Below are 11,707 nucleotides of genomic sequence, written 5' to 3' on the forward strand. Positions count from 1 at the left end.
GCAGCATCGTCAACGTTGATACCGGTGTGAAGGTCAAGTGAGGTTTCGATGCTGATCGGGGAACTGAGTCGTCGGACGGGGGTCAACGCCCATCAGTTGCGCTACTACGAGGCCCAGGGCCTGCTTGAGGCAGACCGCGGCGCGAACGGTTACCGCGAGTACGACGAGAACGCCGTGCTGCGGGTGAAGCAGATCCGGCACCTGCTTGGTGCCGGTCTGTCCTCCGAGGACATCGCGTACCTGCTGCCCTGTGCGGTCGGAGAGGCCCCGGAACTGCTCGGGTGTCCCGAGTTGCTGGCCGCGATGCGGTCACGGCTGCAGCGACTGGACGATCAGATGGCCAGGCTCGCTCAATCCCGCGACGCTCTTGCCGACTACATCGATGCGGCCGAGCGAATGGGCAACGAGAACTATCCCCCCTTTGACGATGCCGACCAGGAGCCCGTCCCCGCCTAGTTGCTGGCAGCAGGGTGCCGGCATCCCGGGCGGCACCGACCCGTCGGCGGCCTGCTGCCACTGGCTCTCCAGCAGCGCGTCGAGCTGGGCGCCGGAGATGTCGCCCCGGACCAGTCCGACGCCGATGCCGCTGTCGTAGACGGTGCCCAAGGCGACTTCGGAGAAGAGCACCCGGCCCGGAGCGTCGGCCGGGTTTCCCGCGTTCGCGGCGTACCGGATGTCGTTTCGGAGGATGCCCGGCATCGCGACCGCGAGGTCCGCCCGCCCGTCCTTGTTCGCCGCCCACTGGAAGGCGTCGGCGGTCGCGTTGTACAGGGTCGACTCGGCGGCGTCTCCCAGTGCCCGGGTCAGGTCGGCGGTCACCTTCGCCACCGGGGTGTTGCCTCGGGCCACCGACTTCTGCCGCCAGTACTCCGCGATCCGGAGCGTCTGCGGGTCGGGCGTCACGTCTTGGGTGTTGGCGAGAACGTCACCGTCAAGAAGTCGACGTCCCCGGAGAACGTCACCCCGCTGAAGTCCGCAAGGCCGGTTTGTACGTCGCCGTGATCATCGCGTAGTGCGTTCAGCAGCTCGGCGAGGAGCCCATCGGGGATGGTAGCGCCGCGTAGGTGAACGTCGGCGCCCGGCGACAGGGTGGCCAGATAGGCGCGCCGGCCCTCCGCGCTGAGGTGGGCGAGGCAGCGCCCGTGGGTGGCGGCCTGTGCCCCGCACAACGCCTGCGGGTCATCCGCACCCGGTTCCTCGCACTCAACGACATCAGAAGAGAGGGCCATAAACGGTGTTCTATGGCGCTGCCCATCCCGTACATCGAATCAGCGGCCGATGTGGGTCACACCGCCGCAGCGGCCGGTACTCGGGGAGGTCCTCAACGTCACCGTCCTTGAGACGGCCGGGCCTTTGGGTGAGCGTCCTGTTCGCGGCCCGGTTCGGCGGCTGGCCTGGCGAGCACCAGCAAGACATCCCGTCTGGCCCGTTGATCGTGGGGTACGCACTGGTCATGGCTGTTGAAGCGGGTCGACCGAAGGCCGCTGCCTCGGCGTACCCGTACCGGTCATGCTCGTGCTGCTGTTCGCGAGCGGGCTGCTCCCCCCGCCATTCCAGGCGGCCCGCTCCGCACAGCTCCCCCAGATCCTGACCGGCGAACGTCATCCCCTCGGCCTCGTCCTCAACCTGGGCGCTTGGCAGGAGCAGCGACATCACCGCACCGGAAGGCCGTGACCAGGAGCAGCACTCCAGCGAGTGGCAGGTTCAGCAGAGTGGGGACCAGGGTGAGGGGGGCTTCCGGCCGATCACCCTCCCTCAAGCACCGGCACTTCCCTCCGTTCCAGCCAAACAGAGATCATGATCGCTATCCCGCCCGCGTGCGGCGGCTCCTCCGCCCGGCTGGGCTGGATCAGTCCGCCAATGTGGTGGGTTGGTCGATCCTGTGGACGCCTGGAACGCGCCGGGGCACGTCAGGCCCGGGAACCGGCGCGCGAGCCATAGGCCGGGCCGAACACGACCAGCAGTGCCAGATCCTGCTTGATGTCCACGAAGCGATGTTCCTCACCTGCCGGGACGAAGATCACCGCTCCAGGGCCGACCTCCGCCTCACCGCTCGCCGCCACGATCCGGGCTCGGCCTGCGGTCACCACGTAGATCTCGTCCTCGGTGTGCGGGCTTTGGTCGTCGACCCCGCCGGCCGGGATGCAGTACGTCCCGACGGACAGGTCTGGCACCTCGAACTGCGCAACCCAGTCGCCGGCGGCCCCGGCGGCGGGCCGCGCCCATTCCCCCGCACCCTTGATGATCTCCATGGCGGCCAGCGTACCGACGCGTGCGACCTAACCTTTCCGGCTCATGTCCTGCCCGCTCGTGCGCCGAATCCGGGCGAGCATGAGGACGCTCGCGATCACGCCGGTGCCGCCGAGCGTGATGAGGCGCGGATCAGACCTGTGGAGGCCATAGATCGATCATTCCTAAGAGCGTCCGGATGCCATTGGTGTGCGAGGCCGGGCGGTGTCCGGGTCCGGCCACGGGCTGTCGTGGGGCGATGCGCGGACGTCTGTCTTGATGTGAGCGAATCTGGTGGTCCCTCAGAGCCCTCCCCGTCCTCGGATCCCCCGGCCCCTGCTGGTGGTCAGGCGGATGATCCTGCGGCCGCTCGGCCTGAGCAATCCGAGATTCCTGCGCCGACGCAGGAGGAGCTGAGCGCGCTTTCGCCCGATCGGCGTCTGGAGTTGCTGGAGCTCCGCGGCAGCGCCAGGACATCGAACGCGACCGCCGGCGCCAGAGTAAGCACCAGTGGTTGAACAGCGCCGGAATCATCTTCGGTGTCCCGCTCGCCTTCGCCGGTCTGGTCACCACCACCCTGACCTGGCGCACGGGTCAGGACGAACTACGCACCGCCAAAGAGGGCCAGGTCACCGACCGCTACACCAAAGCCGTCGAACAACTCGACTCCACCAAACGCGAGGTCCGCACCGCCGCCATCTACGCCCTGGAACGAATCGCACGCGACTCGGCCCGGGACCGGCCCGCCATCATCGACGTCCTGGCCGCCTTCGCCCGAGAACACGACCCAGCCCCCAGGATCAAGGACAACAAGCTCCCCGCAGAGCCCGACATCGACGTCGCCGCCGCCCTCACCGTCATCGGCCGCACGCCCCACCCACCCCGCAACCCTGCGGATGACGACGACATCCCCGATCTGCACGCCGCCCGCATCCCGCACAGCCACCTCCCCAGGGCGAACCTGACTGGTGCGAACTGCGCGACGCGAACCTGCGAGGCGCGGACCTGCGCAGCGCGAAACTGACCGGCGCGGACCTGATCGGCGCGGATCTGCGGGAGATCCGGGGCATATCAGCAGAGGAGGTTCGTCGGGTGGCGCGGACTAATGCAACCACCAACTTCTGAGAGCCGTGCGCCAATGGCACGAGACCTACCCGATAGGCCGAGGCGCTCTGCGATCAACGCCTAGATCCGTGGAGCAGGAGACATACACGATCATCCACGGCCGGCGGGTCCCGTTTGACCGCTGACGTTGCGCCTCGGGCCGGTCTCGCACCGGTCTGGGTCGCGCGCCAGGTCGGTGCCTCGGTGATGCTGGACCAGCCGATGTAGAGGTCGCGGTCACGCTCGGGCTTGATCACGTACTGGCACATTACGGCCGCCATTTCTCCTGGTAGCCGGGGCGGTCGGCGTACGAACGCGCGTCCAGGCGCAGGCTCAGCTCCAACCCAGGGATGAGCGCGGGGTCGGGCCCATCGATCTTCGGCCGGTCGCCCTGCCGGAAGCCGTCGATTCACTCGGCGTAGTCCTGCTGCTCGGCGGCTTGGCGGGCCTTGGCCGCGAGGTACAGCGTGATCCGCTCCTGCCTGGCCGCAACCTCGGCCAGCACGCGGGCCGGGTCGTGGCGGGCGATGTGCTGGGCGTCGGCGATGTGGGCCGGGCCTCTGGTGATGATCTCGGCGATGTAGCGGCCGTTCATGTTCCCGGCCCAGACGCCGGCTTCGATGCCGTCGCGGCCGTGGTCGTCGATGGCGGCTTCCCACGGGCCTTCGGTTGCCGCCTCCGCCAGCGCTTTGTCGGCCTGGATGGTGGCGTGCAGCCACGCGACCAGGCGCTCGATTTCAGTCACGGCCGCCACCCGACTGCTGGTTGCGGATCATCGCAGGTTGGTTCGAGCGGGCCGAGCGGTCGTGACCGCTTCGGGATATGAACCCAGGTGTCACCGGCGCCGCGGAGCAGCAGGACGGCGCAGTACCGGCAGACCGACAGGGGTCCCGATCCTGGCGAGTGCAGCGTTCTCGGCGATAGCAGCAGGCTGTCTCGCGCGAAGGGGGCTGCTGGAAGTTCCCTTACCACGCCTTATGTCGTCAAGAGAGTTCAGCCGCAGTTTCCCCAGGCGGCTCGGCCATTCGTCCACCAGCGGCCGCTGTAGTACATGCTTCCGAGGTAATCGACGCACTTGCCACGCGCATAGCGTTGGACTGCGGCGTAGTACTTGAACTGCCCTTCGTTATGAACGGAACCACTGCCTTGCACTATAAGCTCGGCGTCGGTCCACGTGGGGGTGCCAACGCTTGCCGATTTCAGGGTAGCGACACAGTTGTATCCGGACGAGCCATTGTACATCAGGTAGACATCACCCACCTTGGTGCTGCCAGCGTAGATCACCCGGTGACCGTCCGTAGCGTAACCCCACGCGCCGCCGAAGTCGTTGTTGCAGGCTTCTGCCGCCGTGTACGGATTCGTCGCGGCATGGGCGGGCGAGCTGAACATCGTCGCCGCAACGGTCGCCGGAAGAATCGCGATCGCCAGTCGTCGCGTTAGTTTGCGCATGCAGTCCTCTCCCATAGTCAGGGGACCGTAATCATCCCACATGGGGTCACCGCCTGCCCAGGTTTGACCACATAGCGCCAGTACGGTTTCCGGTATCGAGATGACTCTCGTCTTCGTAGCTCTGGGGCATATCGAGGGCACGCGACTTTGAGCCGCTCTCAGGTCGTGGCCTATTGGGCAGCTCGGCCAAGTTGCACATGGCCATGGATATTTACAACATGAATATTTACAAGATGACCGGATGTCTTCCGACGGTCATCAGCCCGAAGGTTCTCCGCGATGTGGGGAAGAGGCAGCAGGTCTTCAGGTCGTAGACGATGCCGGGTCCCCCGCTGTTGCCACGCATCCGTCGGTCACGAACATGCTGCCTTCGTGGCCGTCGAGGAAGCGGATCAGCATCGGCTCGGGATCGAACAGGCGGACGCCCGGAAGGTGTCCATCGGAGTACGCCTCGACCGTCCAATCGGGGGGCGGCGGGATGTGGACCAGTGACCCGACGATCTTAGGGCTTGGGGCTTCCGACCTGTAGACCTCGGCCTGGACGACGAAGGTTCGGTCGTCATGGATGAGGGCCGCGGGGCCTTCGTAGGCCTTGGTGCTGTCGCCGTTCACCGGTGCCACTCCTCGTTCCAGCCGGGCCGGTGCCGATAGCTGTGGGCCAGTTGGTGGGTGACTTCGCTGAGCACGTGCCATTGGAGGTGGAGTGCCGGATCGTGGAGTCGTCGCCGGTCTGCGGTCAGCTCCGCGTAGCGGTCCAGGGTGGCGAGTGCTTGTTCGCGGTCGGCGATGATCTGGCGGGGGTCGTTCCAGGCCACGTGGTCGGCGTCTTGTTCGGTGAGGCCCGTTGCGACATCCGGGAGCTCCCATCGTTTGCCATCCGGGTCGACGACCTCCGGTGCGGCGAGGCAGGCCGCGCCGAGCGAGGTGTCTGGGCCGACGTGCCGCTCGGCCGTGTCCGGGGCGAGTTCCTCTGGGGAGTGCCCGCGAAGCCGCTGGACAGCGTCCGCCAGGGGCATTGGATCTTCGATGTCGACCTGTGCGACATGCCAGGTGACCGGCCGTAGCCAGCGGAGCAGCCTCGCGCGCGTGGGGCCGACAGGCCATGGGATTCCATGACTTGCCGCTAGGTGGGACCATCCCCGCGTGCGCGGGGCAAGCCCTCGTGCATCACCGCCACGATGGCCCGGACGCCCTGCCGGCGCAGGACCGCGGCGTACGTTGACCGTGTCGGCCTCGTCGAGGAAGTCGAAGTGGTAGCCGTAGTCCGCGCCGTGGAACCGGCGCCCGGTCGAGTCGGTGAAGCAGAGATCGTCGTCGGGACGCCCCTGGCAGGTGCCGTCGAGCATGTGGCGCAGGAACGGGTAGCCCCGGTCCATCTCGTGGTTGCCGACCGTCGAGAAGTCCAGCCCGATGGAGTTCAGGTACTCGATGGTCGGCTCGTTCCAGAACCAGCCGGTCTCGTTCGGCCAGCCGCTGAAGTCGTCCCCGGCCGAGAAGAGGATCGAGTTCCGCTTGCCGGCGCGGATGCGCGAACGGCCCCGGCCCGCCGGTCATCGATCCAGAAGTGGTTCCGCGGCGTCGTCGTGAAGAGGCGTGGTCGTCATCTGCGGTGATAGACCGGTGCATTCTCCGGCGAAGGCGAGGATGTCCGCGATCAGGGCGCGCTCTTTACTCGCCGGGGAGGCGGCATGGCCGGTGTCGGGTTCTCGACGCATGAGGATCGGTCGGTCACTGCTGGTGGCATGTTGGAGGGCGGCGCACATCTTGGTGACGTGGGCCTCTCCCGTCTGCAGGTCGGTCACCGCACCGGTGAGCAGGAATGCCGGATAGCGGGTTCCGGGCGTGACGTTGTGGTACGGAGAGTAGGCGAGCAGCCATTGGAGTTGTTCGCGCCGGGAGGCGGTGCCGAATTCGTCGGTCCATGTGCATCCCAGGCCGAATCTCTCGTAGCGCACCATGTCGCATAGCGGTCCCGCGGCGATGACCGCGGCGTACAGGTCCGGTCGCTGCATGGCGGCGGCGGTGACCAGTAGCCCGCCGCCGGATACGCCATAGATCGCCAGTTGGTCGCGGGTGGTGTGACCGGTGTCGATGAGCCAGTTCGCGGCGTCGTTGAAGTCGCTGATCGCGCGGTGCTTGTGCGGTCCGCGGCCGGCGTCGTGCCAGCGTTGGCCTGCTTCACCTCCTCCGCGTACGCAGGCGACCGCGTAGGTGCCGCCCGCGTTGACCCAGGCGGCCGCCAGGGGGAAGAACCATGGGCGCATCGGCATGCCGAAACTGCCGTAGCCGTACAGGAGGGTGGGGCTGGGGCCCTGATGTTCTTCGGTCGGAGTGAACAGGAACAGGGTGACCTCGGTGCCGTCGCCGGCGAGATAGCGAACGCTGCGACTACGTATTTCCGGCCTGTGTCCGGCCATTGCGGCGCCCGTTTCCCGTTCCACCTTCCCGCTGATGGCGTCGTAGCCGTAGATGGTGGGGGGTGTGGTCGCGTCGCAGTAGCTGAACCATGCGTGATGCCCGTGTGGGATCTCTGTGCACAGGGACGATACGACGCCCGCCCCCGGCAGGCGCGGACAGGTGAGCGGCCGGCCGGTGGCCAGGTCGTGCAGTGTCAGAGTGGAGATGCCGTGGCGGGCGCGTGCCACCAGCAGGAGGGGCCGGGGAAGTGCCGGGTCGTCCAGGACCAGACACTCGTCCAAGGGGGCCTCGGGATCCTCGGCCACCAGCGTGCGCCATGCGGCAGGGTCGGTGTCGCGGCGATGCGCCACGCAGATGCGCCCACACGGCGCCTGATGGTCGGTGACCAGCAGCAGACGGTCGTCCGCGAGGAAGCGTGGGAGAACACGGGCGCGCAGTGCGGGCCCGTCCACGATCTGGACGAAGTCCGGGGCCTTCGGATCGATGAGTTCGGCCACGTGCACATCGTTGTGTGAGGCGGGCCCCGCCATAGCGGTGATCGCCAGGTGACGGCCGTCGGCGCTGACCGTGACGCCGTAATAGTGGTCTGGGGCATCATCTCCACCGAACACCACCGTGTCGGCCTGCCATGGCGTACCGATCCGATGCAACCTCACCCGCCGCTGCAGACGCCGGTCGCCCGGGGGCAGTTCCTCATCAGGAACACGGCTGACGTAATAGAACGCGTTCCCTCCAGGCAGCCAGGAAAGCGAGGTGTTGCGGGCGCGTGGCAATGGCCTGTCCAGCACTTCACCGGTACGCACGTCCAGCACCATGATGTCGCTACCGGGTTGCTCGGCGACCTCCAGTTGGACGGCCACGCGTTCGCCCTCGCGCGACGGCCACCAGGCATACAGCCCGGTGTGGCCGGACGGATCGAGCTCTACCGGATCGACCAGCACCCGCCGCTTCCCCTCGGCGTCGATGACGAGCAGGCGCCGTTGTTCGTCCCCGAGCGATTGCTCGGCGAGAAACGTGACGCGGCCACGCACCATCGGAGGCTCGGAGACGCCGAAAGATGACACCTGGTCCACCGAAGACGCCCACGCTCTCAGCTCCGTACGCCATCCGGTGCGATACGCGCGAAAGAAGCGATCCTGGGCGGCCGCCCAGTCCCGCACACGCGCATCATCGCGGTCTTCCAACCACCGATAAGGATCGGCAACAGGGAAACCGAACAGATCCTCCACCACATCGCCGCGCGTAGCCGCGGGGTAAAAGAATGCCGCCACGACATCCCCCTTCGACGTCCCGCCCGCCATGCGCCGAGGTACTGCGGTCTTGGCCGACCGCAGTACCTCGAATCACTCAGCTACGACTCGCCACGAAGAATGTCCTCCTGCCAGCGGCGAATGCCCCCAGAGCGGGGAGCCGGGCCGGTTGAGGTATAGGGCAGGTATCCATTCATGACATCCTCCCGGATCCTGCGATTTGCCCGAGATAGGCAATTACCCCGACGGCCATGCCCGCGCCCACGATCGATAAACCCGCACTGGAGGCAAGCATGGAGATTCATGCAATCTCATGGCAATTCTAAGCTTTTAGAATAGAAAATTCCTGTCACCGTAAAGCAGATCACGCGCAAAGAGTCTGCCAACCTTCACCCGGACCTCCGAGATCCAGCGGCCGTGGGTGTGCCGAGGTCGGGGCGCGCCGCCGGTGGCCGCGCCACCCGATGGTCCCGTTCTGGTCGGGGATGTGCGGGAGAATGCCGGGCGTAAGCGGCGAACAGGAGTAGTGGTGAGCGGACGGGCGAGCGGGAGCATCTTCGGGCTGGCATACGGGGACGCGTTGGGGAAGCCCACCGAATTCCTCGACATGCGGCGGATCGTCGCGAGGTACGGGCCCGACGGCCCGCGGGATCTCGAGGGGTCGCCGGCGCTGGTCACCGATGACACGCAGATGGCGCTCGCCGTAGGGGAAGGGCTCGCCTACGCGCTGGCCAACCCACCGCTCACGCCCGAACACGTCATCCCGATCTGGCGGCGGGCGTTCGTCGACTGGGCGCGTAGCCCGGACAACAACCGGGCGCCGGGCAACACGTGCATGCGGGCCATCGGCGGCCTGGCCGAGGGCCATCCGTGGGTGAAGGCGACGATCCAGGGCTCCAAGGGCTGCGGTGCGAACATGCGCGTGACCCCGGTGGGACTGGTGCCCGGCCTGAAAGGTGAAGTGCGGTCGGGGGCGGCTCAGCTTCAGGCCGCGCTCACGCACGGGCACCCGACGGGCCTGGCCGCGAGCGAGCTGACCGCGTACGCGGTGTGGTGGCTTCGTGAGGGCATGGCCCCCAGGGAACTGCAGAGCGCGCTTCGCGAGCACTGCCATGCGCAGCGCACCACCTACCACGAACGCTGGCTGGGTGAGCTGTGGCAGCGCCCAGGCGTCAGCAGCCCTGAGGAGTTCATCGCGCGCGGCTGGGACGAGTGCCTGGAGGTCCTCGACCGTCTTGACGCGGCGTTGCCGGTGGTCGATCGGACCGCCGATCCGTGTCTGGCCACCGGCGGCGGCTGGATCGCCGATGAGGCGCTGGCCACTGCGCTGCTCTGCTTCTTGATGTTCCCTGAGGACCCGGTGGCGGCGATCTGGCGAGGCGCGGCGAGCTCGGGCGATTCCGACTCGATCGCCTGCCTCGCGGGAGCGTTCGCGGGTGCGTACCTCGGCATGGACGCCTGGCCGGCCGAGTGGGCGACGCGCATCGAGTACGCCGATCGGCTGGCCCGTCTCGGTACCGCCTGGGACTAGCGCGCCGCCGTACGATCAGGACGGCCGTGCTTCCTGCGAGAGACTAACCGTTGAGTGCGAAGTCGTAACGGGTGCCGTAGTCGCGGTCGACGCTGATGTGAACGCTCCCGCTCCGGAGTTCGTACACCGCCGACCACTGGGTATGCCGTTGGACGACCTGGGACAGCAGCGTCATCGCGGAGCCCGGGTCGAGGCTGCCGCCGGTGCTCCGCATCCGCTTCGCGATGGTGCTGTGGCGGCGGTCGTCGCGCTTGGTCTGCTCGGTCGCCCCGGACTGCACGAAGTTGACCATGTTCTGCCACGCGCCGGCACCACGGATGACGCGCATCTCCCCACCGACGAACTCGACGACCGCCGACCGCCCACGCACGTCGGCGAGCAGATAGTGCAGCGGCGGGTCCTCCTCGAAGTCGATCACGTGGCTGCGGAACAACGCCAGAGCCTCGTCGACCGTACGAGCCCGGTCGAGCACGAGACGTTGAATCCGGACACTGCCCACTACGGGCCGGCCAGGTATCTTGGGCGCCTCGGCGCTGTCGACCGCGGCCATGCCTACCGCCAGGCCGTGCTCGTTCATGCCGTCGAAGGGGAGCGCGACCGCCTGCAGCAGAAGGCGTTGGAGGCCGGGGTCGGTGGTGAGCCGTACGGCATTGGCCCGGTCGATGCCCACGTAGGAGATGTCGACCATCGAGATCGTGGCAGGCCCTCGGACGGGCTGGGTGGTGAGCAGCAGCGCGGGGTTGGGGCCCCAGTCGAAGTTCCGGGCGAACAGTGGCCCCTTCGGCCCTTTCGCCGCGAGGAACAGCGAACACGCCCAGGGCCGCGTCGTCGTGACGGGAGTTGTGATCTTTCGCATCAGATCGTAGGACCCGTACAGAGTCATCGCGAAGAGCGGATGTTCCTTGTCGACCAGCCGGAGCGTCGCCAGGCTGCGACGCTCGTCGGCAGTGAACGCCTGCGCTGTGGCGCCGCCGCTCGTCGCCGATCGCGACGAGGGCCACCAGAGGACGAATACGCCGGAGCCGACCAGCAGGGCCGCGAGCACGGCGATGATCAGAAGACGACGACGCACACCCATCGGTAACACGGCACGAGCCGTACGGCAAGACGCCTGCGAAAGGCGAAGGACGCGCCCCACGGCGATCAGCAGCCCACCATGCGGTCCACCGCGTCCCGGAACTCGTCCGGGCTGAGGTGGACGTCCGGCCACGAATCGGTTTTCTCGTCATATTCGCCCTGCAGGAAGATGGAGCCATCGGCTCGCAGTTTCGCGAGTGTGAACTCCACGCCCCTCGTACTCGTGGAGTTGTCACCCGTCCATCCGTACACGCGGTACTCACGCTCCGGATTCAGGGCGGGCAATCGCGCCGACGCGGTCCAGCCGGGTGACGGCTCGCTCAACCCGGTCTCCGCAAAGGTTCCCGAGAGCTTCGGCGCCTGATACCGAATCTGCAGTTCGGGCTTCTCCTCCTGCGTGTGCAGCGTCACGCCGTCCGGAGCCTTGCCGGGACACCACGCGAGAACCGCGATGAGACGACCCTGAGCGTCCAGCCTGACCCCGGTGAGCCCGTGCCGCGGCACCGTGCAGGCCATGAGCGTGGAGGTCATGGCCGCGATGAGAACCCCGGCGACCGCTTTCCTGCGCGACCACTTGTACATGCCCAGGAGACGTCCGGGCGGCCCCGCCGGTTGTCCCGCCGCGGCAGGCCGCGCACCGGCGCGATGG

At 67.4% G+C, this 11,707-nt stretch carries 14 protein-coding genes and 1 pseudogene; 5 read left to right on the forward strand and 10 right to left on the reverse strand.

Annotated features, from left to right (window positions below):
* The first annotated feature begins 48 nt into the window (after positions 1 to 48).
* On the forward strand, positions 49 to 456 hold the full coding sequence (locus HKK72_RS20625) for a MerR family transcriptional regulator (RefSeq protein ID WP_187236038.1): 408 nt from the start codon (positions 49 to 51) through the stop codon (positions 454 to 456).
* A 42-nt stretch (positions 457 to 498) separates the two neighbouring features.
* On the opposite strand, the pseudogene HKK72_RS41180 reads toward HKK72_RS20625, so the two are convergent.
* Together HKK72_RS41180 and HKK72_RS20630 are read right to left on the reverse strand one after the other, a co-directional pair.
* Positions 499 to 903 (reverse strand): annotated as a pseudogene (locus HKK72_RS41180) (5'-nucleotidase C-terminal domain-containing protein); the annotation flags it as partial.
* The gene (locus tag HKK72_RS20630; protein WP_187236039.1) at positions 900 to 1,229 is read right to left on the reverse strand and encodes a hypothetical protein; all 330 of its coding nucleotides are present in this window, start codon (positions 1,227 to 1,229) and stop codon (positions 900 to 902) included. The pseudogene HKK72_RS41180 and the gene HKK72_RS20630, both read right to left, overlap by 4 nt.
* 280 nt (positions 1,230 to 1,509) lie before the next feature.
* On the opposite strand from HKK72_RS20630, the gene HKK72_RS20635 reads away from it, so the two are divergent.
* On the forward strand, positions 1,510 to 1,674 hold the full coding sequence (locus HKK72_RS20635; RefSeq protein WP_187236040.1) for a hypothetical protein: 165 nt from the start codon (positions 1,510 to 1,512) through the stop codon (positions 1,672 to 1,674).
* A gap of 236 nt (positions 1,675 to 1,910) precedes the next feature.
* On the opposite strand, the gene HKK72_RS20640 is transcribed toward HKK72_RS20635, so the two are convergent.
* Positions 1,911 to 2,252: a cupin domain-containing protein gene (locus tag HKK72_RS20640; protein ID WP_187236041.1), complete on the reverse strand. Its 342-nt coding sequence runs from the start codon at positions 2,250 to 2,252 to the stop codon at positions 1,911 to 1,913.
* A 491-nt stretch (positions 2,253 to 2,743) separates the two neighbouring features.
* On the opposite strand from HKK72_RS20640, the gene HKK72_RS20645 reads away from it, so the two are divergent.
* The gene (locus tag HKK72_RS20645) at positions 2,744 to 3,253 is read left to right on the forward strand and encodes a hypothetical protein (RefSeq protein WP_187236042.1); all 510 of its coding nucleotides are present in this window, start codon (positions 2,744 to 2,746) and stop codon (positions 3,251 to 3,253) included.
* Positions 3,235 to 3,354 (forward strand): hypothetical protein, encoded by a 120-nt coding sequence (locus tag HKK72_RS42810; RefSeq protein ID WP_410050322.1) that lies wholly within the window; start codon positions 3,235 to 3,237, stop codon positions 3,352 to 3,354. The genes HKK72_RS20645 and HKK72_RS42810 overlap by 19 nt, the downstream gene beginning before the upstream one ends.
* Before the next feature lie 388 nt (positions 3,355 to 3,742).
* Here HKK72_RS42810 and HKK72_RS20655 read toward each other — a convergent pair whose 3' ends face one another.
* The 5 genes from HKK72_RS20655 to HKK72_RS20675 all read right to left on the reverse strand — a co-directional run bounded on the left by HKK72_RS20655 (position 3,743) and on the right by HKK72_RS20675 (position 8,501).
* The gene (locus HKK72_RS20655) at positions 3,743 to 4,078 is read right to left on the reverse strand and encodes a DUF6221 family protein (RefSeq protein ID WP_187236043.1); all 336 of its coding nucleotides are present in this window, start codon (positions 4,076 to 4,078) and stop codon (positions 3,743 to 3,745) included.
* Positions 4,079 to 4,326: 248 nt separating this feature from the next.
* Positions 4,327 to 4,782 carry a hypothetical protein gene (locus tag HKK72_RS20660; protein WP_187236044.1) on the reverse strand — a complete coding sequence of 152 codons (456 nt, stop codon included), beginning with the start codon at positions 4,780 to 4,782 and terminating at the stop codon, positions 4,327 to 4,329.
* A gap of 303 nt (positions 4,783 to 5,085) precedes the next feature.
* On the reverse strand, positions 5,086 to 5,394 hold the full coding sequence (locus tag HKK72_RS20665; protein WP_187236045.1) for a hypothetical protein: 309 nt from the start codon (positions 5,392 to 5,394) through the stop codon (positions 5,086 to 5,088).
* Positions 5,391 to 6,158, reverse strand: coding sequence for a DUF6221 family protein (locus tag HKK72_RS20670; protein WP_187236046.1), 768 nt, complete (start codon positions 6,156 to 6,158; stop codon positions 5,391 to 5,393). Before HKK72_RS20670 ends, HKK72_RS20665 begins: the two co-directional genes overlap by 4 nt.
* 174 nt (positions 6,159 to 6,332) lie before the next feature.
* The gene (locus HKK72_RS20675) at positions 6,333 to 8,501 is read right to left on the reverse strand and encodes a prolyl oligopeptidase family serine peptidase (RefSeq protein WP_261987009.1); all 2,169 of its coding nucleotides are present in this window, start codon (positions 8,499 to 8,501) and stop codon (positions 6,333 to 6,335) included.
* Between the two features lie 478 nt (positions 8,502 to 8,979).
* Here HKK72_RS20675 and HKK72_RS20680 point away from each other — a divergent pair, with 478 nt between their 5' ends.
* Positions 8,980 to 9,981 (forward strand): ADP-ribosylglycohydrolase family protein, encoded by a 1,002-nt coding sequence (locus HKK72_RS20680; RefSeq protein WP_315987356.1) that lies wholly within the window; start codon positions 8,980 to 8,982, stop codon positions 9,979 to 9,981.
* 43 nt (positions 9,982 to 10,024) lie between these two features.
* On the opposite strand, the gene HKK72_RS20685 is transcribed toward HKK72_RS20680, so the two are convergent.
* Positions 10,025 to 11,059, reverse strand: a complete 1,035-nt coding sequence (locus tag HKK72_RS20685; RefSeq protein ID WP_187236048.1) for a carcinine hydrolase/isopenicillin-N N-acyltransferase family protein — start codon at positions 11,057 to 11,059, stop codon at positions 10,025 to 10,027.
* A 65-nt stretch (positions 11,060 to 11,124) separates the two neighbouring features.
* Positions 11,125 to 11,707, reverse strand: a 583-nt coding sequence (locus HKK72_RS20690; protein WP_222720929.1) for a hypothetical protein, incomplete at its 5' end; no start/stop codon positions are given.

It is taken from the genome of Actinomadura sp. HBU206391 (assembly GCF_014323665.1).
Classification (GTDB): Bacteria; Actinomycetota; Actinomycetes; order Streptosporangiales; family Streptosporangiaceae; genus Actinomadura_C.

Bases quoted from the DNA above. Each gene is read 5' to 3' on its own strand.
- HKK72_RS20675 (WP_261987009.1), bottom strand. From the start codon at position 8,501: ATGGCGGGCGGGACGTCGAAGGGGGATGTCGTGGCGGCATTCTTTTAC.
- HKK72_RS20660 (WP_187236044.1), bottom strand. From the start codon at position 4,782: ATGCGCAAACTAACGCGACGACTGGCGATCGCGATTCTTCCGGCGACC.
- HKK72_RS20685 (WP_187236048.1), bottom strand. From the start codon at position 11,059: ATGGGTGTGCGTCGTCGTCTTCTGATCATCGCCGTGCTCGCGGCCCTG.
- HKK72_RS20630 (WP_187236039.1), bottom strand. From the start codon at position 1,229: ATGGCCCTCTCTTCTGATGTCGTTGAGTGCGAGGAACCGGGTGCGGAT.
- HKK72_RS20640 (WP_187236041.1), bottom strand. From the start codon at position 2,252: ATGGAGATCATCAAGGGTGCGGGGGAATGGGCGCGGCCCGCCGCCGGG.
- HKK72_RS20625 (WP_187236038.1), top strand. From the start codon at position 49: ATGCTGATCGGGGAACTGAGTCGTCGGACGGGGGTCAACGCCCATCAG.
- HKK72_RS20670 (WP_187236046.1), bottom strand. From the start codon at position 6,158: ATGGACCGGGGCTACCCGTTCCTGCGCCACATGCTCGACGGCACCTGC.
- HKK72_RS20635 (WP_187236040.1), top strand. From the start codon at position 1,510: ATGCTCGTGCTGCTGTTCGCGAGCGGGCTGCTCCCCCCGCCATTCCAG.